We start from the raw sequence: 22600 nt of genomic DNA, 5'->3' as shown, positions 1-22600 counted from the left end.
ATATGAATTTGGCTTGTTCATTCTTCCATTAGCCCTTTAAGCCAACATCTTCATTCGCAAAACTTGATAGCAATTCCAGCTGAGCACTCACTTAATTAAACGCTCTGGCAACACAGCCATTACTGCTCAGTACATAATGACCAATATAAGCTGGGATAAATACCGATTGCCCTTTGGTGAGTGTCAGGTGCTCGCCTTTCTGACTCATTAGCGATAAATCATCATCGATTGCCATTAAGATTTCAGCGCCGCTTGTGATGACTTCTTCTTGCTGAGGGCGATGAAAAATATTGAAATCAAAGTCACTAACTGGGATATCATAGCGATCACATTGACCTAACTTTGAAGGTGCTAACAACAAGCGTTCGAACGGGATTGGTGTAAACTCTGTGCAGGCAACCAACTCAGCGACATCAATGTGTTTTGGCGTTAAGCCAGCTCGCAGCACATTGTCTGAATTGGCCATAATCTCGAGCCCAGTCCCCTTGATGTATGCGTGCGGAGTGTTTGCATTCAAATACATCGCTTCACCCGGCCGTAGTGTGATCAAGTTAAGCAGCAGAACGCAAAACAAACCGATATCATTCGGGTACTGGTGGCTAAGCTCAGTAACCAAAGCAAACTCAGATTGACCTTGGTGAGCGGCTGCGTAAGCCAGAAGTTGCTCTAATGCTCGGTGTTTACGTTGGTCGTCCAGAGTTAATAAATCACGGAAAAACGCCTCTAAACCTAGAGAATCAAGGTGGTTGCCAAACTCTTCAACTAAACCAGCCAGCTCGCTCGAATTCAACTTTCTGAACAACCCTAATATTTCATCGAATTCTCGAAAGCCATTCATTGCTTGATATTCAGTGATCGCGTAAACCAATTCAGGTTTGTGGTTAGAGTCTTTGTAATTACGATGTCCTGCGGTCAGAGGAATGCTTGCTTGCTCTTCTCTCGCAAAGCCAATTTCGGCTTGACGCTTGTTTGGATGAACCTGAACCGATAGTGCCTTTTCTGCTGCCAAGATCTTAAACAAGAACGGCAATTCACCGAACTCCTGCGCAATATCGCTTGATAGATAGGCCGGTTTATTCTTGTTAATCAGCTCAGAGAGAGGCACCAAGTGCTGGTCAAGCTTAACCATTGAGCAACCTTTTGGATGCGCTCCCATCCAAACTTCCGCTTGCGGCTCTTGTGACTCATTCTGAAAGCCAAACAGTTCACGTATCGAAGAAATGCTCCCCCATGCATAATTTTGGATGGTGTTTTCCATTGGGAAAAATGAGTGTTCTGAGAGGTGGCTGAGTGACATGGCGTTTTCCGTAGTGAGCCCTTTGAACACAATTCAGAGAGCTGATTTCTAATAACGTAAATAATTAGAAAGACTACAGAGCTCGGCTAGAACCCACATGAGATGAGGTCTTAGACGCAATAGGAAAAATTCTTAGAAACAGGTGAGACCGATGAAAAGCGTGAAAATAGTCACATTTGAATATCACGAGTAGAAAGCGCTGAGAATAAGATAGCGGCTTGTATCGCACTGATTACAGCAGCGATACAAGCATCTGAATACAAACACTAGTGACTATCTTGTTATCGTTCCTTAAAAACCAGAGCGAGCTTCTGCACTTTTCTGAGGTGATTGAGCTTGTAGGAAAGGCAGTAACAGCAAGCCAATAACGGCCGCACAAGTAGAGATGGTAATGAAGAACCCACTCCAGCCGTAAGCTTCTAGAACGAGCGCTAATGGGTAACCAGAAAGTGCTGCTCCCATATAAGCAAACAAGCCAACAAAACCTGTCGCCGCCCCGGCAGAGTCTTTATGTGAACATTCCGCCGCCGCCATGCCAATAAGCATTTGAGGGCCAAAAACAAAAAAGCCAACGCAGAATAGCCCAGCCGCTTGAAACACAAAGTTGGTTAAAGGCATAAGCCATAAAGCCGATACCGAGAGGAAGATACCAATCGCAAACAGGATGTTCATCGGGCCACGGTTGCCACCAAACAGTCTATCCGATCCCCATCCAGCAACAAGTGAACCAACGAAGCCGCCAATCTCAAACAGAGACAAAGCAGCATTTGCGTTGATCAAACTGTAATGATGTTCTTCGGTGAGATATAAATTACCCCAATCGTTGACGGCCGTTCTGACGATGTAAACCAGCACATAGCTAAAGGCGAGCAACCAAATGTACTTGTTACTGAACACGTAAGTTTTCAAGATCTCTCGATAGCTTAACCCTTGCCCATGGTTCTCTTGCGCCAACTCTAGATGATCATTGCGCCACTTCCCTACCGTCGGAAGTCCCATGGTGGTCGGCTTATCACGTAAGCGCCAGCAAACGATAAGACCGATAAATACACCTATCACACCCGGCCAGATAAACCCAGCTCGCCAACTGAATTGCAGCGTTAGATAACCCACGAGAATAGGAATTAGCGCCCCACCAACGTTATGGGCTGTATTCCAGATTGCCCAACGGAATCCTCTTTCGGAGCGAGAATACCAAGTCGTCAATAACTTAGAACACGATGGCCAGCCCCAACCTTGGAACCATGCATTAAGCACCCAAAGCGAGATAAAAGCCGCCAACGAACTAGAAAAACCAAACGCGATATTGATCAAACCTGTCGCGATTAGGCCGAGCCCCATGAAGTAACGCGGGTTCGACCGATCCGATATCGTGCCTGATATAAATTTCGATAAGCCATAAGAAAGATAAAAGAGCGTGCCAATTAAGCCGATATCACCTTTGTCCAAGCCAAGGTCGGTGATCATGGCTGGCGCGGCATAATTAAAGGTTTTACGAGTAAAGTAAAAACCCGCATAGCCGACATACATTCCTATCATGATATGGAGGCGCCAGTAGCGATAACTCTGATTGATCTCATCATCAGTTAGAGCATCACTCTTTGACGTTGTTGAGCGCAGAAATCCAAACATATTCGTTCTCACACTTTAGGTAATGTAACGCTGATATTGGTACCCGAAGATGAGCCATTAGCGTTGATTGTCATCTTGCCGCCGAGCGCCTGAACACGCTCTTGCATACCACGAACCCCCATTCCTTTGAGAAGGTCTTGCGCTGTAAAACCAACGCCATTGTCTGAGATCCGAAGATAAGCCAGATCATCTAGAATCAGTTCAATTCTGATTTCGCTCGCGTTGGCGTATTTAGAGGCATTGTTTAGAGATTCTTGGCACAGCCTGAAGATAGTGACCTTGAGCGTGTCACTCAAACACGAGTAATCACCCTGCCAATTTAACTGGATATCAACGCCGTGATCCGAAAACTCCATCTCTCGAATAAGCTGTTCCACGGAATCTTTTAGGTCAAGATCGTCCAACATCTTAGGTCTTAGTTTTGTAAGTAGACGTTTGGTGGTGTCATAAACATTCAAAGACAATGACTCAATCGTCCCCGCACAGCGAACGCTCATCTCTGCCGCATCGACACGTTTAATAATGCTTGCCTGCGTACGAATTGCCGTGATGTTTTGGCCAATTTCATCATGCAGCTCACGCGCAATATCACGACGAACCGACTCTTCAGCTGTTATTAGCTGGCGTGAAAGGTTTTGGTTTCTGGAAAGCTCACTGCGCAATTTGGAGTTGAGATCTTTCTGCTTTTGAACCGCAAGGCCCAGCAATATACCGGTAATAGTTTGAGCCGATAGAGACAAGAGTAAGTCGGTAATTTCGAGTTTAGACGTACCGCTATGAGCAGCAATCAGCGCAACACTGTTTAACAGGGTCGCGAGTAAAGCGCCTTGCCATCCGTAACGAACAGCGAGCAAGATAATAGGGATCGCCATACAGAATGGGGCAAAGCGCCTTAGCTCATCAGGCAAACTGGTTTGTATCAAAATACTGGCGACCAACAAGACGCTATATAAAGCGATGTGACGGATTTTGAACTCTACAACATTATGGATTAAGTAAGAGCCCAGTGGTGACCACTTGTTTTGGAATAGATAGTTCCAGACTAGATAACACATCGGCACCAGCATCAGTCCGCCAGTAATACTCACCAACCACACCATGTAAACAGCCGGAACATGAGAACCCACAACGGCAACATTAATGAATGCTGTGACCATGATTAAGCTCGCCATCACTAACAAGTGACGATTTTGATCACCAGAATAATAACGCTTGGCAATTAGAGTGGCAGAAATACTCAACCCACTGGCGATGAGTATCGTCAGCCATTGAGGTTCATCAAGTAGCAGAGCTAAAGCAATCGCAAGCCCCCACTCTGCAATATAGATAGCGGGCCAATAGTGAGTGCGAGTGTGCAGCGTCATTCCCAATCGAAGTGAAAACGGGAAAAGCAGAATGGCTAACTCAGGGTCATTAATGAAATAGAAGGCAATAACCCATAAACAGAACCATGCACAGCCAGCCATAAAAACCCCACACAGGGAGGTGGCTAGATAGGAACGCATTAGTACTGGTCTTGTGTGAACAATTTAGCTAACTCGACGTTGTTCTTAACATTGAGTTTGTCCATCGCATTGGCACGGTGTACATGCACCGTTTTATGGCTAACCCCTAGCTCTACGGCAATAGATTTTACATCGAGCCCTGTCGCCAATAACTGACACACTTCGCTTTCTCTGCGGGTGAGCTGATTTAAAGAGGCTTTATTCTTCATGGGCGTCGCAAGCTTTATGGCGATATCGGGCGTGAGATAACAGCCACCATTTGCGCTCGTGTGTACGGCTTGGATTAACTCATCAGGGCTACAGCGCTTGCTGAGATAACCTTTGGCTCCTAACTCTAATGACTTCTCAACCATCGCCGGAGAGTCATGTACGCTCAGCATGATACTGGCAATGCCTGATGGAATCTCTTCCAATAAGCTCAGGCCACTTTCATCCTGCATTGAAATATCCAAGATAACGACATCAGGGTGACAACTTGGCAATCCGAGGCGCGCTTCTGCCGCAGAGTTAAATTCACCCACGACCGTAATATCAGTTTCAAGACTGAGTAATTGAGCAAAGCCCGAACGAACAATGACGTGGTCATCAACAAGCGCAACATTAATCATGATATTAACCAGAATTAAGAGTAAGAAAGAAAAATAGCCCCGACAGGAGCTATTTAATATTAAGTTTATTGATAGAGATGATACTGAATCGAACTAGCGATTGGTATGATCTCACGTGCTTTAATCAAATAAAGCACGTGATAATAATTACGCGTTTTGAGCCGCTAGGTGCATCTTCTTCGCGTGACGAATTTTCTTCTCTTCCGCAACCGCAACGAATAGCAATAACACGATACAAATGGCAGCTGACGTATCGAGTGCTGCGAATGTCCCTTTCCAACCCGTTAAGCCAAAAATTGGCGTTCCATCCGCAATCATACCTAGGCCAAGTTTGGCAAAGCTGTCACCAATTAAGTAAGCAAATGTACCTTTCACGCCATCCGCAACGCTGATTGCTTTCTTAGGCACGAAACCTACTGCAGCAACACCAATCAGCAACTGAGGACCAAATACTAGGAAACCAAGCACAAACAGTGATGCTAGGTACATGAACTCACTGGTTGCATGCTGGTAGAACTCTAGCGAAACGATAATCAGGCCAAGCGATACACAAGCAACCAAAGCACGGCGTCCGTTCGCAAGGTCTGACAGATAACCCCACATTAACGTACCGACCAGTGCACCAACCTCAAACAGAGTGAAGCCTGAAATCGCGGTTTCTTTTGATAGACCTAGCTCTTGATACGCATAAACGGTAGACCATTGATCGATACCGATACGAACAATGTATAAGAAGATATTCGCGAAGCAGAGCAACCAGATCACTTTGTTTTTCAGGATGTATTCAACAAAGATCTCTTTCTTAGTCATTTGATTTTCTTCAGCAGCCGTATCTTCTTCGCTGACTTCTTCATCAAACAACTCTTCAACCGTACCTAGACCATAGGCTTCTGGAGAGTCATTACCAAAGCGCATACCAATAAAGCCAACCACAATCGCAATGATTGATGGGAACACGAACATACCGATCACGTTGCCATCAAAAAGGTAGTTAGCACCGAACAGAGCAACACCAGCGGCACCTGCGCCACCCACGTTGTGCGACATATTCCAAAGGCCTAAATAAGAACCACGCTTGTTACGAGGCGTCCATTTAGTGATGGTCGAGTAGCTTGAAGGACCGCCGGTACTTTGGAAGAAACCACTCAACGCATAGAAGGCAACCATCAAGAATAAGCTAGCACTGCCACCGCCCATACTGAAGCTGAAGCCCAACATAGCGATACCAGAAAGGACAAGCATGAATGGCAGGAACTGCTTGGTGTTTTTACCATCGGCATAATAGGAAACGACGGTTTTACCGATACCGTAAGTGATAGAGAAACCCAGACCGATAAGACCTAGATCCGTCATCGATAATCCATAAGTAGAAATCATGTCGTTTTGCGCGACATTGAAGTTCTTACGGATCAAATACATGGTTAGATAACCAATGAACACGACGAGGTAAGATTGTAGGAATGGTTTAAACCACATTTTTCTTCTAGTTTCGACCGGAAGATCCAGCGTCGGTTTTCGAACCTGATCTAGGAACTTTAACATTGTGAACTCTCTTATTTTTTGTGAGGTCTGCACGGCATAATTGCGGCCATACATTGTTTGTTATTTGACAGGGAAATAATAAGGAGTCTAAAAATCGACCGCATGAGAGAGGGTCTTAGAATAACTAGGCAAAATTCTTAGTTCAGAATTGGGAGTCAAGAAAGCGTGAACAGCATCACTTTGTTTACGGTCTGTTATGGATTGATATTACGATAACAAAAGTCACTCATTTCAGGGCTGACGAACCTTGTAAATAAACAGAAACGAGTGGATTACTTCACTAAAAAAACACCAGTATCGGTTCATCACCATAAAACTCCATGGTCATGGTGTGTCCGATACTGGTTCAGCATTCATTCTGATTAAAATAGATTCAATAGGCTTGTTACGTTTCGCGTGAATCGTACTACAGTCGCTTGCCGCTACCGTCTTCCCACATTACTTCACATTCATCTTTGATGGCAGCTTTTAATAATTCAACCAGTGGGAACGCTCGACTACCGATATTAACAGGCGCTTCAACCACCTCTTCTTCATTGTCGTCATCAGTATTTTCATGCTCTACGGACTTGCTCTGCTCTGCTGCAATAGCAGCACGTAGATTATCCAGAGCTTGAGGAACCTCTGAAGCATCCATAGCACCTGGGATGGAGCCGCTATGCCCAAGCATCTTGATGAACTGGAGGCCGACTTCACCAAACATCGTGACACTAGCATGAGCTTTACAACTAAAGGTAATTAACATAATGAGCCTTTCTTAATTTTGGTCGTTTACAAACTATGTGGAGTAACTCTCTGGAAAGCAAGTAGATAAACATCAAACAACGGTTACAAGTTTGATGCTTAAATCTAATCTTCTAGAGATGACCAGCACCATCGGTGATATACATCACTATTTGGAATTGATTGAACAGCCTTTCATATGAAACCTTGATAGTAGTCACACTAAATAGACATCTAAGCCTCTGCATAGCTTGTTATTTAATCTACTATTAACACCATTATCAAAAACTTTGGCACAGATCACATGAAAAGGCTCGTCGGCAGGCACCTAGAAGAAATGGCGGACATACGATCCACCCGCAAGCAAAAAATTGTCCACTCCTTTTCACTGACTGCCGCTGCGTTATTCATTTTCTATACTTGGGCTTACTTCGAAGGCGAGCATTACACGCTGTCAATATTCGAATTGTGCTTCGCCATCATTGCCATTTCTAACGCTTTATATGTAAGAAAAGTCATCAATCCTGAGTATTCCGAATTGATTCTGAGTGGTGTTCTTCTAGTTCAGGGCGTCATCCTATTCTTGTACAGTCACGCCATCCCAGATCGCATCCTCTGGCTCTACCCAATTCTGGCCGCGGTCATTTTCATTAATGATTTCAGAATTGGCATAATCTTCAGCACCTCGTTTTGCCTGTTCATCAGCACCTTGATTACAGCAATGCCCAACAATTTTTCTTTACCATTTAACAGCACACACAGATTTTTCCTTAGCTTATTTACCATGAGCTTGGTGTGCCACACATCCGCCTATTACTACACAAAAGCCGTCAGTTATATTCAACGCCTGTATAAAGAAGGCATTGAAGATCTCGCTTACAGAGATCAGTTAACCGGCTTGGCAAACCGTTGGAGCTTTGAACGCTGGGCGACAGAAAAACTAGCCACCGTGGATAGTGAGCGATCACTTACGGCATTGGTCTTTTTGGATATAGATGACTTTAAAGGCATTAACGACAGCTACGGGCACGATGTGGGAGACAGTGTCTTACAGCATTTTGCCAATCGCTTGAGCAACAACATTCGAACCAGAGACAGAAAAAGCCATGAATACGATTATTCCATCGCGCGCTTTGCTGGAGACGAGTTTGTTCTGATGCTCTACGATGTGCCAACTCGTAAAGATCTAGACGGCATTCTAGATAGGATCTGCGGGCTGTTCGAAAGCGGCTGCCAAACAAACGAGAGAATCAAGGAATTGACGCTAAGTGTTGGGGTTGCTTTATACCCACAAGACGCCCAAGAATTACATGAGCTGACGAGATGTGCTGATAAAGCGATGTATGTCGCCAAGCATTCAGGGAAAAACCGATACGCTTATTATCACGACAACCCAGTATCGACCCTGATAGAAGAACTACCAACGAGCCTTGTTAGCTCAGCACCGGATTCATCTGAACTTGAAGATTGCTTTGAAGCGCAGGTCGAAGGGAACAATGTTACGCTATTAAAAACGCGCCAACGCTAGCCATTCCTATAACGGAGCGGCGCTGCTAACCTGCAAGGTACATAAGCCAAAGACTCACTAACCCGATCATAATAATCCATATGACTTGACGTGTTCGGTTTGGGTTATTCCCTTTAGGTCGCCTCACCACGGTTTTAAAAGCGGCTTGCTTAGCTGACTGAATAAACGGCGCTTCTATCTCACGTTTTTTCACGCGGCGTTTAACTGCGCTGTTTGCAACCTCTGTAAAGCGCTGGCTTTGCTCCGTTGTAAAGTCGTTATCAAAACCTATCCGACCATGCCTTTCGCCATGTTTTTGCTGAACTGCCATAGCGGCCTCCTTGGCGATATACTCTCTATTGAGTATAGACATAATTTCATATTGTTACCTGTTCAAGATTTTCGAATAAGTCACTCAACGCTGTGCCATCTTCTTTTTAAATCAAATTACATAAACTACAGCTATTCAAGTTTATGAGGGTTTCAAAATGACGAATGTAAGAGCAGTAGATCATGTGATTACAGCACATGCCACCTCAGATGGTGATGGCGTCAAAATCCAACGACTCGCAGGTTTTAATAACGCACGTTTCTCTCCATTTTTAATGATTGATGAACTGAAGTCGGATGAAAGCAAAGACTATGTTGGCGGCTTTCCTCCACATCCTCACCGTGGGATAGAAACGCTCACTTACATGCTCCAAGGTCACTTCCAACACAAAGACCATATGGGGAATGTTGGAGAGCTACGCAGCGGTGGCGCTCAATGGATGGCCGCAGGCCGTGGTGTCATTCACAGCGAAATGCCAATGATGGAAGAAGGTGCGCTGCATGGTTTTCAGATTTGGATAAACCAACCTGCGACACACAAAATGCAGCCAGCTCAGTATCACGATTTCCAAAGTGAAAGCATCGCGGAGCATCAAAGTGAACAAAGTGGTTTGTTAAGAGTGATTGCCGGAGGGTTTGAACTGCACAACCAAACTGACAAGGATTCAGAGGCTTTACGAGCGCAGGGTCCATTACAGAAAACAGGTGTGCCATTAAGCGTTGCGGATTGGCGCTCTCATTCTGGGCAAAAAGTCACGTTAGGGACTAATGTTAATCACAATGCCATGACTTATGTGTACCGAGGCAGTATTAAGATCGGCGACAAAGTCATCAACCAAAGTCAACTTGCCCTGCTCACCAAAGCTGAATTGTTGTCTTTAGAAAGCCTAGAAGATTCAGGTGTACTGATTTTTTCTGGTCAGCCGATTAATGAACCTGTCGTGCACTATGGTCCGTTTGTCATGAACTCGATGGAAGAGATTGAACAGACAATTCAAGACTACAACAACGGTGTGTTTGAGACTTACTGATGTCTTGGCTTTGAGCTTTGAGCTTTGAAGGTTGAAGAGATTTTGCAACGAACAACGATTTGGTCATCCATTTGATGGCTACAAAAACAAGTGACACTATCCACTGCCGGTTACTATCACTTATTTAACCACGCTCCTAGAGCGTGGTTTTCTTCTATTCAATCAGAGACAAACGATGCCCTGATTGAACAAATTTAGATCTGATTACAAGTACTCACACAGGTAAGCCGTCGCTTCTTTTACCTGTAGGTCGAATGAAGAGTCACCCGCAACGTCAAAAGACTCACCAGCTTGGTATGTCGTCCAGTCATCATCGCCAACACGCTTTACAATCAAAGCACCTTTAACAACGGTCATCTTTTCTGGAGCCGCAGTACCGAACGTATACTCACCAACCGCCATTACACCAACACTCACATCAGCACCAGACTGGTTAAACGCTAACGACTTAACGCCACCTTCAAAGTATGTGTTTTCTTTAATCATTGTACTTCCTTGTTATCTTCAAATTGCAATAATTGAGCTCACCGAGTAAGCCTATGCGTAAATTTAGGTGATAATTGTTTTAACCAATTCGAGACTTTCCTACAAGAAATAAATACGCATAGCTTAAGCATTTCTGGAATTCGCTTTCATTGATAACGTAAATACTGAGGAGCAAGGCTAAAAACCACTAACGCAACCAAATTTATTAGAACATTCGATCCTGCTTCTAACTCTTAGAACAATTTTTGCAAACTAAGGTTTTAGTTAATAGAATCTAAAACAATATCAGTCGAAAAATGAAGAGATAATGGCAAAAAAGCCGACTAAAAGCAGAGATCTATTTTCCAACTCGTTACTCTACGGCTTCCTATTAGCTGGCTTTATGGTTGCCCTCACCGCCGGCTATTTTGCTTACCAAGCCCACCAGCAATCTGTCAGCCCAAGCAACGTCTATGGCACATGGATAGAGATTGCGGCGCCACCTTACAACACCGACATCCTGACACTTTCAGAAAACGGTGTGATGATGAATCATCGTCTTATCACTACCTCATTCGATTTTGACGGGAAGATCGTCACGATCAACACTGGCTCTGGAACCACCGTTTACACCATCAGTGGTACTTACGATTCGCCTCGCTTAAAGCGATTAGAGCCAAGCGTACCATCTCAGCAATTTATTAAAGAAGGCTACGAAGATACTGCAATTGGTGATACCCATAGTGTCATGCAACAACGACGTGCTTCCCTAGCTGAGCAATTCAAAAGATAAACCTCCTCTTCTCCTTGCTTCCAGAAGCATTAGCCTACTCGTCGATTGGCCTCGCTCGCTCAACACACTTCACTTTGTGATTCTGCTTCAATTCACAGTATTTTCTTATAGTTTGTCGCACCTTTTCATAACTTCATGTTGTGAATTTTCACTTGTGAGATTTTCCTACTGAAGGATGTTTTATTTTATAAAACATGGACTCAGCATCTCACTCATTAAGCAACAGAATTGTAACAAGATACAATTTTTTAGTTGTCCATCGAAAACGGATTTATTTTCAGTTATGAAATTAAAACTCTCTCGAATACTGACTGGGAAGCTCCTTCAAAACTGATTGGAGCCGTTTATGGGGCCATTGGGTTCTCGTAATCTTCAAGGAATGAGAGAAATAGTATGATTCGTATAAATACCTGTGCTGCAAGCATTGCTCTAGCGCTATCTGGTACAGCATTAGCTGCTCCAACAGCACCTAGCATCGACATGTACGGTTCCAACAACCTGCAATTTTCTAAAATTGAACTCGCGATGGAAACCACCTCTGGCTACAACCAGATGGTTAAATATCACGACAAAGCAAAAGTCGACGTTAAGTTCAACCAATGGAGCGGAACGTCAGGAAACACGTACAACATCTACTTTGATGGCGTTAAAGTAGCCACTGGCCCAATCACTGGCAGCCAAACCACGGCCTCATTCGAATATGGCCAAGGCGGCTTATTCGAAATGGAAATAGAAGCGTGTGACGAAACAGGTTGTAGCAAAAGCGCACCCGCTAAAATCACGATTGCCGATACAGATGGCGCACACTTAGCGCCACTTGCGATGAATGTGGATCCAAACAACAAGTCATACAACACAGATCCAAACACGGTAGTCGGTACTTACTTTGTTGAGTGGGGTATTTATGGTCGTGACTACACGGTAGATAACCTACCTGCTGATAACTTGACCCACATCCTTTACGGCTTCATCCCAATTTGTGGTCCTAACGAATCAGTAAAATCGGTAGGTGGAAACAGCTACAACGCCCTCATGACAGCTTGTCAGGGTGTTAATGATTACGAAGTAGTGATTCACGACCCATGGGCTGCTTTCCAGAAGAGTTTCCCTCAAGCGGGACACGAATACAGCTCACCGATCAAGGGTAACTACGCAATGATGATGGCGCTCAAACAGCGTAATCCTGATTTGAAGATCATCCCATCGATTGGTGGCTGGACGCTGTCTGACCCGTTCTTTGATTTCACAACTAAAGCCAACCGTGACACCTTTGTAGCGTCTGTTAAGAAATTCCTTAACACATGGAAATTCTACGACGGTGTGGATATCGATTGGGAATTCCCTGGTGGTGGCGGTGCTGCTCCAGACCTTGGTGATCCTGTAAATGACGGCCCAGCTTACATTGCACTGATGGCAGAACTTCGCGTGATGCTAGATGAGCTAGAAGCGGAAAACGGTCGTACTTACGAGCTCACTTCTGCGATCGGTGTTGGTCACGATAAGATTGAAGACGTGAACTACGGCGATGCTATCCAATACATGGATTACATCTTCGCAATGACTTACGACTTCTACGGCGGTTGGAACAACGTGTTAGGTCACCAAACAGCACTAAACTGCGGTAACTTCATGCGTCCTGGTCAATGTGATGGCACAGGCCTTGATGAAAATGGCGAACAATACACAGGCCCAGCTTACACCACAGACAACGGCATCCAACTGTTGCTTGAGCAAGGTGTTCCAGCGAACAAGCTTGTGGTTGGTACAGCGATGTACGGTCGTGGTTGGGAAGGCGTATTACCATCATCACTCACCGATCCGAGCGACCCTATGACAGGCGTTGGTAACGGCAAACTGAAAGGCAGCTCTGCGCAAGGCGTATGGGAAGATGGCGTTATTGATTACAAAGGCATTAAAGCAAACATGCTTGGCGCGAATAACCAAGGCATCAACGGCTTCGAATATGGCTATGACGAAATGGCAGAAGCGCCTTACGTTTGGAACCGCACTTCAGGTCAGCTAATCACATTTGATGATGATCGCTCTGTAAAAGCAAAAGGCGCGTACGTTCGTAGCCTTGGCCTTGCGGGTCTATTCTCTTGGGAAATTGATGCAGATAACGGCGACATCCTGAATGCAATGCATGAAGGCCTAGCGGGCGGTACAACTGATCCTGTCAACCGCAAACCAACGGCAGCTGCAGGTACAGACCAATCGGTTGAAGGCCCAGCTTCTGTTTCTCTAGATGGCAGCGCTTCAAAAGACAGCGACGGTACAATCGCGAGCTACGCTTGGTCTCAAGTCGGCGGTACAGCAGTAACACTGGCGAACGCTAATGCTGCGGTTGCGAGCTTCGATGTTGTTGAAGTCGCTCAGCAAGAAACACTAACCTTCAGCCTAACGGTAACGGACAACGAAGGTGCTACTTCTACTGACACCGTTGTTGTAACAGTAAGCCCTAAAGATACAGGCCCAGTAAACACAGCACCAGTAGCAGTGGTTACGGCTCCGGCTGAAGTTAATGCGGGTGATGTAGTCGTGGTTGATGCTTCGGCTTCAAGCGATGCAGACCAAGACACATTGACCTTCACATGGGATGTACCTGCTGGTATTGATGCAACGGTTCAAGGTTCTTCAGTGAGCTTTGTCGCAGCGGAATACACGAAAGATACAACGCTGAACTTCTCTGTAACAGTCAGCGATGGCACAGAGACATCGGTAGCAGCTACTTCAGTGAAAGTTCTTAAGAAAACCACAGGCGGCAGTACGTGTACTAACGCTTGGGATTCAGGCGCGGTTTACACTGGTGGCGACCAAGTGACTCAAGGCGGTAAGGTTTGGGAAGCGAAATGGTGGACAACCGGTGAAGATCCAACAACGACAGGCCAATGGGGCGTGTGGAAAGAGATCGGCCCAGCAAGCTGTGCTAACTAAAAATAGGATTGAGCTAAACACCAACTAAGCACCTAAAAGCAAGGCCAACCAGATAATGTCTGGTTGGCCTTTTTAATGTTTGTTTTCTTAGCTTTGAGCTTACGATCTTTTTATGGCGTCCTACTGACTTGCGCTCGTTGTGCTTAGCCAATTAAGTTATCAAAGCTCTCGAACACTTGTGGGCACTTCATTACTCGCCCGTGGCCCTGTCCTTGAGTCGCAATTAAAGTAACGCGACCCATTTCATTAGCCGCACGCTGAGACACATCAAACTTAGTAAACTTGTCTTGCTCATCATGAACGATGATCGTCTGAGACTCACGAAGCGCTAGCTTTCCATAGGGATCAACAGACTGAATCGGGTAGTTAAACTGCTCTTCGACTTCTCCAACTACCGCCTCGAACAGTTTCATTGAGTAGCCAGAACGCGCAACGCTGCCAAATAGGTTTTCTAGATAATCCAGTACAGGTGCAATCAGCAATAATGGCTTGTTTTCCAATTTAACGTGCTTACATTCCAACGCAGAAGCCGTGCCCATACTGTGACCGACCAAACCTGCTACCTCACCCACCGAATCGAGAATCGCTTCAAGGCCGTTCACAAACGCAGGAATATGACCATGTACACCATCACTGCCACCATGAGCAGGGTGATCATAAGCCAGAGCCGTAAAACCTTTAGCGGCGATATGTTCCATCAGAGGGAAAAACTGACTCGCGGTGCCAGACCAACCATGAGTCAGCACCCAAACAGGCCCCGTACCCAAAGAATAGGTTTTTAAAACGCCATCACGACCTTTGATTTCACTCTTGATAAGCCCTTGGGGATCAGCATTTTTCTGCTCAGTACGCATTGGAGTGAGCAGCAACTTACGTGCTGTTTTCTTCGCATGACTCGGCGCTAGGATGTAATGAAGATTGGTTGTTGCGCCAATTAAGCTGCGCTTGAAGCTGAATTTGTTCGATGTATTAAAGTAGATTTTGTCACTCATGACCGGTCCTTGTATCGCCATCATCATTGGCGGATCGAGCTCGGCCCTGAAAATCGAACGACCGTGCTATTTGTTAGTATAAAAAATGACGATAGCGCTGTTTATGATTGCTTGCCGCCACTTCTGTTAAAATCTTTTGCAAACCTTAGTTAAGCAAAGTCACATGATTTGCGAGTTAACCTGCTGTATGTATTAAACCGCTCTCCAACTGGCTACCAAGCGCTCGACACCACTCCAAAAATGGGTGTGGCTCGCTTGTTGGCCTCGTAACGAGTAGAACAAGTTCGCACTCAAATAAAGACCGTATAACTCGAAGGTTGCCTGTTTCGGGTCTAAATCGGCTCTGAACTGTTTGCTCTCAACCGCTTTTGCTACCTGAATCGTCAAGTAGTCAATCCACACTGAAATGGTTTTCTGCAGTGCCTTCTGAATCACAGACCTTTCACTGCCCGCATCTTTCCATGCATCAATAAACATGCAACTGCCTTGGAATGAATGGTTCCAGCCCAGCCAATTGTCGAGCAGCTGTTTCAATTTCGCTTCAATATCACCATCTCCCAGCTCTCTTGCGGGAATGATGACTCTTTCGGTGAATATGGCGTTGGAATACTCGAGTACAGAGAGTTGCAGGTTTTCTTTAGAGTTGAAGTGTGCAAACAAGCCACTCTTAGACATGCCACACTGCTTGGCTAACTCGCCAATCGTCAAACTCTCAAGCCCATTCTCACTTGCAAGCGCGAATGCATGGCTCAAAATATACTCTTTGGTTATCTTTCCCTTACTCATTATTCACCAATAATAAATCTGATACATTATTTTTAGCACGTTCGTTCTTTTTTTCAAGATTTTTTACTTAACCCTAGGTATTCATTTTGTCTTATCAAAGAACTGTGGAAAAATGCGACAGTATTCAAAGGAATTTGAGTTAACCGATTATTGAGTTTAATAACTAGGGAAAGAGAATGAACACACTTTGGGAACAGTTTGCGTTTTCGGCGTCGGTAACAGGCCCTATCTGTTTAATGCTGTTTCTTGGTGTGATGCTCAAACGAATCGGCTTAATCAACGACAATTTCATTGATGTCGCATCTAAGGTGGTCTTTCAAGTCACCCTACCCGCGATGCTATTTCTGAGTATTGTTCAATCGAATCACAACTTTTCAGCCAGTAGCGCGTTAGTTGCCTTTGGCGTCATCGCTAACTTTATCTTTTTCTTGTTCACGATTTTCTCGACCAAGTTAGTATTTAAAGGTTCGAAAGATCAAGGTGTGATTGTCCAAGGTGGATTCCGCGCTAATACCGCGATCATCGGCCTCGCCTATGTAGCTAATATTTATGGTAACCAAGGCGTGGCATTGGCGGCTATCTATGTCGCATCCCTAACCGTGCTATATAACATTCAAGCCGTAATTGCACTGACACCCAAAGGCGAAGACACAGGCGCGAAAGCGATTAAAGTGATCGCTAAGTCGATTACCAAAAACCCATTGATCATCGCTATTTTCTTAGCGGTCGTCTTCTATGCACTTTCGATTCCTATCCCAAAAATGGTCACTGATGCTGGTCAATATTTTGCCAACATGACGTTGCCTTTAGCACTGCTGTGTACCGGTGGGTCGCTCGATATCAGCTCGCTCAAACAAGAAAAGTTATCGACGTGGTTTGCCTCTAGCTACAAGTTAATTGCCTCACCGTTACTGATTACATTGGCGGCTGGGTACTTAGGATTTGAAGGGCTCGATCTCGGGCTTATCTTCTTGATGAGCGCGGCACCAACGGCAGCGGCAAGCTACGTTATGGCTCGTGCGATGGGAGGAAACTCAACACTGGCGGCTAACATCATCGCACTTACTACTGTCGTTTCACTTATCACTTGCACGCTCGGTATATTTGCATTGACTGCAATGGATTTAATATAGCTGCGACAGGCTTCAAAAAATCAATATAAGCCTTGAAACAAAGGTCATAAGCCTTGATTTAAGACTAACTGGTTGGGCATAAGGACTGCTAGATTTCGTAAAAATTTTACTAAGAGATCTGATATGTCTTCCGTTCAACATACGCCTTCACAACACATCGCCAGTATCGAATTAGGCCGAGTGATTGCTATCTTGGCGATCATTGGTTTACACGGTCAAATGGCACTTACTTATTGGCAAATCGATGAAGTGCCATGGATTGGTTATGTGCTCAACCAAACCGCTCGCTTCGCCGTGCCTCTGTTCTTCCTTATTTCCGGCTATCTGATTCAACCTAAGCTCACAGCGTCGCCTTGGACAACCTTCATTAACTACTCCAAACCACTACTTAAAGTTTGGTTAGCGTGGAGCATCATTTGTCTAGTCATGCCATTCAACCTCGCTAAGGTAGAAGAGTTTGGTTACCTAGGTGAGCGCCAAGGCTATTGGGGTTTCTTAATGAACACGCCACTTAACTCTTTCTTAGAGGGTGGATTGGTTCATTTATGGTTTATTCCCGCTCTCGTATGTGCAGTTTTGATCATTACTTTGATAGTCGAAATGAAACTCGACAAACTGCTATTACCAGCGGCCATTGTACTTTACGTTTATGGTGTTTTAGCGGGCAGCTACGCAACGCTAACCGGGTTAGAAGCACCTTTCTTCACGCGTAATGGCCCGTTCTTTAGCACGTTAATGGTGACCTTAGGTTTCCTTATTCGTCAGAATCAATGGAAGGTGTCATCAACTAAAGCGTTGGGGTTATTAGCGTTAGGCATGTTGATTCATTTTGCTGAGGCATCATGGCTCACCACGTTCGACGTCGGATTCAACATGAATGATTTCTTGTTTGGCACGGCGCTATGGGGGATGGGCGTGTTCATGTGGCTTTTAGCAAATCCAAACATGGGTAACTACGCTTGGGTTCGCGCCATTTCAAATCGCATGCTAGGTATCTACGTCAGCCATTTGCTGATCATTATCGTGTTGTTCAATGTCTGTGGAGTTTTAGGCATTACGGAATTGGCAAAAGACGTTACGGTATTTTTTGGCACCGTATTGTTGAGCTTCGGGTTGGTTGTTGGAATCGAAAAAACACCACTGCGACGCGTGCTGCTTCGTTAGTGTTTGTGCCTAACATCATCAGCTAAATCAGTTTTAAAGAGTCACAAAAAGTAAAGGCAAGATAACGGATTATCTTGCCTTTATTTCATCATGTCAGTAATGAGACTGTGTCACTCGCTGGAGTGTTATCGGAACGCCATTGCGCCCTTGCCAACACCTTCATAAGCGACGATTTGTAGTGATTGGTTCTCTGCTAGGCTCGGTTCAACTTGATCCGCGATATAGCCAGCAAGTAATTCCACCGTGGTATCTGTCGGTAAAATTTCCGTCTCACTCTTAGCAATCGCTAGCTCAAATTCGCCTTGTGGCGCGGTGTAGCGGAAGCCATAGTGACTTTCATCATTAACACTGTTCGCGTTTTCACTCAGGTTAAGTGATGAAACTGAAACTTGGTCTTCTTTAGAACCTAAATAAATGTCTTCCCAACGCTGAGCAAATGCTTGTTCACGTTGCCCGTCACGCTGACCATCGACCACGATTTCTACTGGAGAACGGTGACCATGCGCGATGCGTTGGCAGTTGCCATCATGCTTTTTTAAACCATGGGTGTAGTGGTAGAACGCGCCATTAATGTTCTCATGACGTAGGGTGATCTCTAACCCTGTGACGTTACTTGGTAGGTTATCGCGAAGAATATTGTAAACGTGTGCGGTCACACTCTCGATGGTGATCGCTTCTGCATCAATGAGGCAATATGCTTCATCAGGGCAATGTAGATGAAGACTCTTGTCACCACGCAACACATCAACCTTAGAGTAGCCCGCTTTGCTCGCTTGAAGAACAATTGCAGCGCTCTGCATTGGCAGCAGCAAACGATGATCAACATGCTCATCGACAAGCTGTTTGATCTGCTTTTTGACCTTGCTAAAATCCAGCACCATGCTCATTTCATTAAGTTCACCAGACATGGTGACATCTAAAATCCAACTATCTCCTACGACCCCTCTGTGTTCACAGATGTATGAAGAATCGATAACGGTAAGGTCTCTTACAAATAGGTTCAAGTTGAACTCCTTAATACTTTAATGAGATACGGGAGGCTGAATAATGTTCAGCAGGCACTTCGTCTCATTGGTGTCTAGATAAAATAGGACGGGCAGGATGTTACAACGAGCTTATAAAGTCCACCTTTTTACACCCTCTTCCGATAAAAGAACAAACTACATACAATTTCCGCTAAAACATAGACCAGCCAGATACGAATAGCCATAAATCGGGTGGGGATTGCCTGGCGTTTCACGACGCATTTTGCTTTAGCCAAAGGCGCGGCGACACTCCGGCAACATGTTGATAAGCACGTGAGAATCCTGAATAGCTATTGTAACCCACTTCATCAGCGACCCAATTGATCGGCTTATTTTGCAATAACAGAGATTGAGCAACAGAGACTCGCCACTTTTGCACATAATCTCCCGGCGTTTCACCCACTTCCCGTTTGAACGCTTCAATAAACTGAGTACGAGACATCGCGGCCAGTGACGCCATTTCGGCAAATAAACAATGCAAGGCTGCGACAAATGCCTGTGTTCCGTGTGAGCGCTAGACAAGCTCAACTCCCCCGCGCTCAATACATGAAGGTGGCCCTCTTTACCTTGTTGCGCGTTAAATGACGATACTCCACACAGGTTTCCAGAATAGAAAACGCCAGTGCGTATCGAGAAGTGTTCCATTAGTTGTGAAAGCAGATCCATGCATCCTCCGAACGATTCGCTTAGTTTTTAGTTCTTTTGTCCCTCTATAGACCGGACGAGTGGGCTAAATTATTTCAAACAAGATAACCAACACTGACAAGGAACTTGATATGTCACACATGAAATCGACCAGTCAAAAAATCACTCTAATGGCCGCGTTACTAGGCACCAGCTTTTCGTTAATGGCAGCAGACCTTGATATGAGTGTCGACAGCAATAACCTCGCAATTAAAGGCTATGATCCTGTCGCTTACTTTGCCAATGAAGGTCCAGTAAAAGGCACATCTGAGTTCACAGCGACCTATAAGAATGCGATCTATAACTTTGCGAGCAGTGAAAACAGAGATGAATTTCGAGCCAATCCAGAAGCCTATGCCCCTCAATATGGCGGTTACTGCGCGTTTGGAGTAGCCATGGGTAAGAAGTTTGAAACCGACCCTCTCGCTTGGAAGATGGAAGATGGAAAGTTGTATCTGAACTTAGACAAATCGGTTCAAAAACGCTGGCTGGAGAATACACAAGAGTTCATCCAAGACGCCAACAGCAACTGGACAACCATCAAAACCGTAGAAGCCTATAAGCTCTAGCCTACAGCGCTTATCCATTGCCCAAGAATAAAACGGAAGCGACCGAACGCTTCCGTTTTCATTGGGATTTTCCCCAAAGAGGCCAACCCAAAGCGATTGGCAACACCTACTAAGTCCATTTCTATTCTATACTCCTAGCAGATAAGCTTTTCTTTTTATGGAAGAATAATGACATTACCTAAGATTTTGGTACTCGGCCTCTGCGCCCTATCGACACTGACTTATGCCAACCCATGGCAGTTCGTCAAAAGTGAAGATGGCATCATGATTGATAAAAGGCCACACAGCGAAGGCTTGGTCGAAATACGAGCACAGATGCAAACGCCCACCACTTACTCCGGTTTTTTACTGTTATTGGAAGACAGTGAGAACGTGCCAAACTGGATAGATAATGTATCGCAAAGCCGTGTGTTGATGCAGATATCTGAAGATGAAAACATCGTCTATACCCAATTCAAAGCACCGTGGCCTGCCAGAGATCGAGACATGGTGACCTACTCAAAATACAGCATTGAAGATGGTCAGTTTGTCTTGTCGATAAAGGATGCGTCGAACTATTTGGCGAAAGAGTCGGGGTACATTCGAATCTACGATGTGGACGCTCTTTGGACGCTGCAACCGCTGACTAATGGCAATACCTACATCACCTACACCGCGTATGCGAACGCAGGGGGCATCTTGCCAAATTGGTTGATGAACAAGTTATCGATAGGCAGTGCACTGAGCACGTTTAAGGGGCTAAAAGAACAGTTACCAAAGTACCAAGGCCAACAGCACCCTAACCTGCCAAATGAGTCTCGCTAACGATACAAGTCGATAAGTAAATGGAGGCATTAAGGTTAAAGATTAAGGTCTTCTAGCGAGGTCGCGAGCTAAGATAAGCGCCAAGCCAAATACTTGAAGAAACAGGGCGATGTTCTTATAGAAAGCCATTTTCTCATCAAGCCTTTGGATTAACTCAACCAAGGTCAGGTTATCCAAATAGTAATCATCGATTCGAGTTCGTTGCGCTTCTTGTGCACTGTTTATCAGCATCATCAGTTTCGGTAAGTGGGCCAAAGAGATACTTGGCACTTCGCTACTCACCCAACGCCTAAGTTGCCCACGCAGTGCTTCGTCGAGAACCGTGGTCGGCTGCACCGTTTCTAGTTTATCAAGGTGAATCAAAATCGCTTCACGCTTGCGCTCTAGGGTTTCAATCGTATTCCAAGCAAGCTGTATTGAGTACACATTGCCGTATTTGCGATCGTTGTACTCCGCTTTCTCAGCTTCAATTTTATCGAGCACCAAGCTCGACATGACAATCGCCATGATGTTGAGTATCAAGCCTGCGAGGACAATCGCCCAAGCAGGAGGAAGACGCAACGCCATAATGCTCCCTAGAACATTTTATCAAAAGGTAGGTAAGCTAAGTTTAGGACAATCAAAGAGATCATGCAGATAAGCGTTAACACCATACCCACTTTTCGACCTTTGAAGTTCTTCGCTAAGATCCCTTTCGCATGAATCACACGCCCCAGAATAAACGCCACACCAATGACATGAATCAGCCACACACCGGCGCCATTCATCTCTAACAATCCCATCAAAATAACGGTGATTGGGATGTAATCCATAGCATTACTTTGTGCCGAACGTGCTATCTGTAACGACTCGACACCGCCATCAGCATGAGCAACAAGATTGATTCGCCTTTGCTTGATCACCTCTATTGCTAACCAAATCATTACGATCGTCAGCAAGGCTGCGTAAAGTGCTGTAACCATCATATTTCCCTATTATTTTGTGTTTACTCAGTGTTCTTTGTTATCTGTTCGACAACACCCGGCTTTGTTTCCTAATTGGATCTCAGATAGAAACGGCCAGTATGGGTGATTATT

22 protein-coding genes and 1 pseudogene are annotated in these 22600 nt (G+C 45.1%); 8 read left to right on the top strand and 15 right to left on the bottom strand.

Translation table 11 applies throughout. The features are described 5' to 3' along the window. Positions 1-91: 91 nt before the first annotated feature. The 6 genes from manA to AB6F11_RS10830 form a co-directional block, all read right to left on the bottom strand. Entirely contained in the window at positions 92-1297 is a 1206-nt protein-coding gene (gene manA / locus AB6F11_RS10855; protein WP_102398462.1) for a mannose-6-phosphate isomerase, class I, read from the bottom strand. 291 nt (positions 1298-1588) lie between these two features. Beyond that, positions 1589-2929 carry an MFS transporter gene (locus AB6F11_RS10850; RefSeq protein ID WP_102398463.1) on the bottom strand — a complete coding sequence of 447 codons (1341 nt, stop codon included), beginning with the start codon at positions 2927-2929 and terminating at the stop codon, positions 1589-1591. 8 nt (positions 2930-2937) lie between these two features. Next, positions 2938-4434: a signal transduction histidine-protein kinase/phosphatase UhpB gene (gene uhpB, locus AB6F11_RS10845; RefSeq protein WP_102398464.1), complete on the bottom strand. Its 1497-nt coding sequence runs from the start codon at positions 4432-4434 to the stop codon at positions 2938-2940. Then, positions 4434-5042: a transcriptional regulator UhpA gene (gene uhpA / locus AB6F11_RS10840; protein ID WP_004732761.1), complete on the bottom strand. Its 609-nt coding sequence runs from the start codon at positions 5040-5042 to the stop codon at positions 4434-4436. Before uhpA ends, uhpB begins: the two co-directional genes overlap by 1 nt. Before the next feature lie 147 nt (positions 5043-5189). Continuing rightward, entirely contained in the window at positions 5190-6584 is a 1395-nt protein-coding gene (uhpT, locus tag AB6F11_RS10835; RefSeq protein ID WP_102398465.1) for a hexose-6-phosphate:phosphate antiporter, read from the bottom strand. A 406-nt stretch (positions 6585-6990) separates the two neighbouring features. Next, on the bottom strand, positions 6991-7329 hold the full coding sequence (locus AB6F11_RS10830) for a DUF1840 domain-containing protein (protein ID WP_017061543.1): 339 nt from the start codon (positions 7327-7329) through the stop codon (positions 6991-6993). Between the two features lie 315 nt (positions 7330-7644). On the opposite strand from AB6F11_RS10830, the gene AB6F11_RS10825 reads away from it, so the two are divergent. Next, a complete protein-coding gene (locus AB6F11_RS10825) occupies positions 7645-8835 on the top strand; it encodes a GGDEF domain-containing protein (protein ID WP_102394660.1) in 1191 nt (396 codons plus the stop codon). 25 nt (positions 8836-8860) lie between these two features. Here AB6F11_RS10825 and AB6F11_RS10820 read toward each other — a convergent pair whose 3' ends face one another. Further along, a complete protein-coding gene (locus AB6F11_RS10820) occupies positions 8861-9145 on the bottom strand; it encodes a hypothetical protein (RefSeq protein ID WP_017061541.1) in 285 nt (94 codons plus the stop codon). Positions 9146-9302: 157 nt separating this feature from the next. Here AB6F11_RS10820 and AB6F11_RS10815 point away from each other — a divergent pair, with 157 nt between their 5' ends. Then, positions 9303-10175 carry a pirin family protein gene (locus AB6F11_RS10815; protein ID WP_017069674.1) on the top strand — a complete coding sequence of 291 codons (873 nt, stop codon included), beginning with the start codon at positions 9303-9305 and terminating at the stop codon, positions 10173-10175. A 204-nt stretch (positions 10176-10379) separates the two neighbouring features. Here AB6F11_RS10815 and AB6F11_RS10810 read toward each other — a convergent pair whose 3' ends face one another. Next, positions 10380-10661, bottom strand: a complete 282-nt coding sequence (locus tag AB6F11_RS10810) for a pyrimidine/purine nucleoside phosphorylase (protein ID WP_017069675.1) — start codon at positions 10659-10661, stop codon at positions 10380-10382. Between the two features lie 307 nt (positions 10662-10968). On the opposite strand from AB6F11_RS10810, the gene AB6F11_RS10805 reads away from it, so the two are divergent. Next, positions 10969-11433: a DUF2850 domain-containing protein gene (locus AB6F11_RS10805; protein WP_102398466.1), complete on the top strand. Its 465-nt coding sequence runs from the start codon at positions 10969-10971 to the stop codon at positions 11431-11433. A gap of 393 nt (positions 11434-11826) precedes the next feature. Continuing rightward, entirely contained in the window at positions 11827-14367 is a 2541-nt protein-coding gene (locus AB6F11_RS10800) for a glycosyl hydrolase family 18 protein (RefSeq protein WP_102398467.1), read from the top strand. Between the two features lie 143 nt (positions 14368-14510). Here AB6F11_RS10800 and AB6F11_RS10795 read toward each other — a convergent pair whose 3' ends face one another. Both AB6F11_RS10795 and AB6F11_RS10790 read right to left on the bottom strand, forming a co-directional pair. Beyond that, a complete protein-coding gene (locus AB6F11_RS10795) occupies positions 14511-15359 on the bottom strand; it encodes an alpha/beta hydrolase (protein WP_017065066.1) in 849 nt (282 codons plus the stop codon). A 192-nt stretch (positions 15360-15551) separates the two neighbouring features. Next, positions 15552-16145: a TetR/AcrR family transcriptional regulator gene (locus AB6F11_RS10790; protein WP_029235279.1), complete on the bottom strand. Its 594-nt coding sequence runs from the start codon at positions 16143-16145 to the stop codon at positions 15552-15554. A gap of 176 nt (positions 16146-16321) precedes the next feature. On the opposite strand from AB6F11_RS10790, the gene AB6F11_RS10785 reads away from it, so the two are divergent. Both AB6F11_RS10785 and AB6F11_RS10780 read left to right on the top strand, forming a co-directional pair. After that, entirely contained in the window at positions 16322-17278 is a 957-nt protein-coding gene (locus tag AB6F11_RS10785) for an AEC family transporter (RefSeq protein ID WP_104216221.1), read from the top strand. A gap of 123 nt (positions 17279-17401) precedes the next feature. Then, the gene (locus tag AB6F11_RS10780; protein ID WP_104216220.1) at positions 17402-18442 is read left to right on the top strand and encodes an acyltransferase; all 1041 of its coding nucleotides are present in this window, start codon (positions 17402-17404) and stop codon (positions 18440-18442) included. Positions 18443-18567: 125 nt separating this feature from the next. On the opposite strand, the gene AB6F11_RS10775 is transcribed toward AB6F11_RS10780, so the two are convergent. Further along, positions 18568-19446, bottom strand: a complete 879-nt coding sequence (locus AB6F11_RS10775) for a 6-carboxytetrahydropterin synthase (RefSeq protein WP_104216219.1) — start codon at positions 19444-19446, stop codon at positions 18568-18570. Between the two features lie 232 nt (positions 19447-19678). Next, positions 19679-20133, bottom strand: a pseudogene (locus AB6F11_RS10770) (helix-turn-helix domain-containing protein). A gap of 110 nt (positions 20134-20243) precedes the next feature. Here AB6F11_RS10770 and AB6F11_RS10765 point away from each other — a divergent pair. Further along, positions 20244-20720, top strand: a complete 477-nt coding sequence (locus AB6F11_RS10765; protein ID WP_102398471.1) for a YHS domain-containing (seleno)protein — start codon at positions 20244-20246, stop codon at positions 20718-20720. Here the strand turns inward: AB6F11_RS10765 and AB6F11_RS10760 are convergent. Further along, entirely contained in the window at positions 20717-20839 is a 123-nt protein-coding gene (locus tag AB6F11_RS10760) for a hypothetical protein (protein ID WP_017061529.1), read from the bottom strand. The genes AB6F11_RS10765 and AB6F11_RS10760 overlap by 4 nt on opposite strands. A gap of 49 nt (positions 20840-20888) precedes the next feature. Here AB6F11_RS10760 and AB6F11_RS10755 point away from each other — a divergent pair, with 49 nt between their 5' ends. Continuing rightward, the gene (locus AB6F11_RS10755) at positions 20889-21524 is read left to right on the top strand and encodes an START domain-containing protein (RefSeq protein ID WP_102398472.1); all 636 of its coding nucleotides are present in this window, start codon (positions 20889-20891) and stop codon (positions 21522-21524) included. Positions 21525-21566: 42 nt separating this feature from the next. Here the strand turns inward: AB6F11_RS10755 and AB6F11_RS10750 are convergent, their stop codons facing one another. Together AB6F11_RS10750 and AB6F11_RS10745 are read right to left on the bottom strand one after the other, a co-directional pair. After that, entirely contained in the window at positions 21567-22091 is a 525-nt protein-coding gene (locus tag AB6F11_RS10750; protein WP_017067247.1) for a hypothetical protein, read from the bottom strand. Positions 22092-22099: 8 nt separating this feature from the next. Continuing rightward, positions 22100-22486 carry an MAPEG family protein gene (locus AB6F11_RS10745; RefSeq protein WP_017061526.1) on the bottom strand — a complete coding sequence of 129 codons (387 nt, stop codon included), beginning with the start codon at positions 22484-22486 and terminating at the stop codon, positions 22100-22102. Positions 22487-22600 lie beyond the last annotated feature (114 nt).

This window comes from Vibrio sp. 10N.247.311.14 (assembly GCF_041467715.1).
Lineage (GTDB): Bacteria > Pseudomonadota > Gammaproteobacteria > Enterobacterales > Vibrionaceae > Vibrio > Vibrio crassostreae_C.
This window is presented reverse-complemented; position numbering and strand designations above follow the sequence as displayed.

Coding starts and splice junctions, on each gene's coding strand:
- AB6F11_RS10830 (WP_017061543.1), bottom strand. CDS start 7,329: ATGTTAATTACCTTTAGTTGTAAAGCTCATGCTAGTGTCACGATGTTT.
- uhpT (WP_102398465.1), bottom strand. CDS start 6,584: ATGTTAAAGTTCCTAGATCAGGTTCGAAAACCGACGCTGGATCTTCCG.
- AB6F11_RS10805 (WP_102398466.1), top strand. CDS start 10,969: ATGGCAAAAAAGCCGACTAAAAGCAGAGATCTATTTTCCAACTCGTTA.
- uhpB (WP_102398464.1), bottom strand. CDS start 4,434: ATGCGTTCCTATCTAGCCACCTCCCTGTGTGGGGTTTTTATGGCTGGC.
- AB6F11_RS10755 (WP_102398472.1), top strand. CDS start 20,889: ATGACATTACCTAAGATTTTGGTACTCGGCCTCTGCGCCCTATCGACA.
- AB6F11_RS10815 (WP_017069674.1), top strand. CDS start 9,303: ATGACGAATGTAAGAGCAGTAGATCATGTGATTACAGCACATGCCACC.
- AB6F11_RS10780 (WP_104216220.1), top strand. CDS start 17,402: ATGTCTTCCGTTCAACATACGCCTTCACAACACATCGCCAGTATCGAA.
- AB6F11_RS10760 (WP_017061529.1), bottom strand. CDS start 20,839: ATGGACTTAGTAGGTGTTGCCAATCGCTTTGGGTTGGCCTCTTTGGGG.
- AB6F11_RS10820 (WP_017061541.1), bottom strand. CDS start 9,145: ATGGCAGTTCAGCAAAAACATGGCGAAAGGCATGGTCGGATAGGTTTT.
- AB6F11_RS10810 (WP_017069675.1), bottom strand. CDS start 10,661: ATGATTAAAGAAAACACATACTTTGAAGGTGGCGTTAAGTCGTTAGCG.
- AB6F11_RS10850 (WP_102398463.1), bottom strand. CDS start 2,929: ATGTTTGGATTTCTGCGCTCAACAACGTCAAAGAGTGATGCTCTAACT.
- manA (WP_102398462.1), bottom strand. CDS start 1,297: ATGTCACTCAGCCACCTCTCAGAACACTCATTTTTCCCAATGGAAAAC.
- AB6F11_RS10750 (WP_017067247.1), bottom strand. CDS start 22,091: ATGGCGTTGCGTCTTCCTCCTGCTTGGGCGATTGTCCTCGCAGGCTTG.
- AB6F11_RS10785 (WP_104216221.1), top strand. CDS start 16,322: ATGAACACACTTTGGGAACAGTTTGCGTTTTCGGCGTCGGTAACAGGC.
- AB6F11_RS10800 (WP_102398467.1), top strand. CDS start 11,827: ATGATTCGTATAAATACCTGTGCTGCAAGCATTGCTCTAGCGCTATCT.
- AB6F11_RS10745 (WP_017061526.1), bottom strand. CDS start 22,486: ATGGTTACAGCACTTTACGCAGCCTTGCTGACGATCGTAATGATTTGG.
- AB6F11_RS10825 (WP_102394660.1), top strand. CDS start 7,645: ATGGCGGACATACGATCCACCCGCAAGCAAAAAATTGTCCACTCCTTT.
- AB6F11_RS10790 (WP_029235279.1), bottom strand. CDS start 16,145: ATGAGTAAGGGAAAGATAACCAAAGAGTATATTTTGAGCCATGCATTC.
- uhpA (WP_004732761.1), bottom strand. CDS start 5,042: ATGATTAATGTTGCGCTTGTTGATGACCACGTCATTGTTCGTTCGGGC.
- AB6F11_RS10795 (WP_017065066.1), bottom strand. CDS start 15,359: ATGAGTGACAAAATCTACTTTAATACATCGAACAAATTCAGCTTCAAG.
- AB6F11_RS10765 (WP_102398471.1), top strand. CDS start 20,244: ATGTCACACATGAAATCGACCAGTCAAAAAATCACTCTAATGGCCGCG.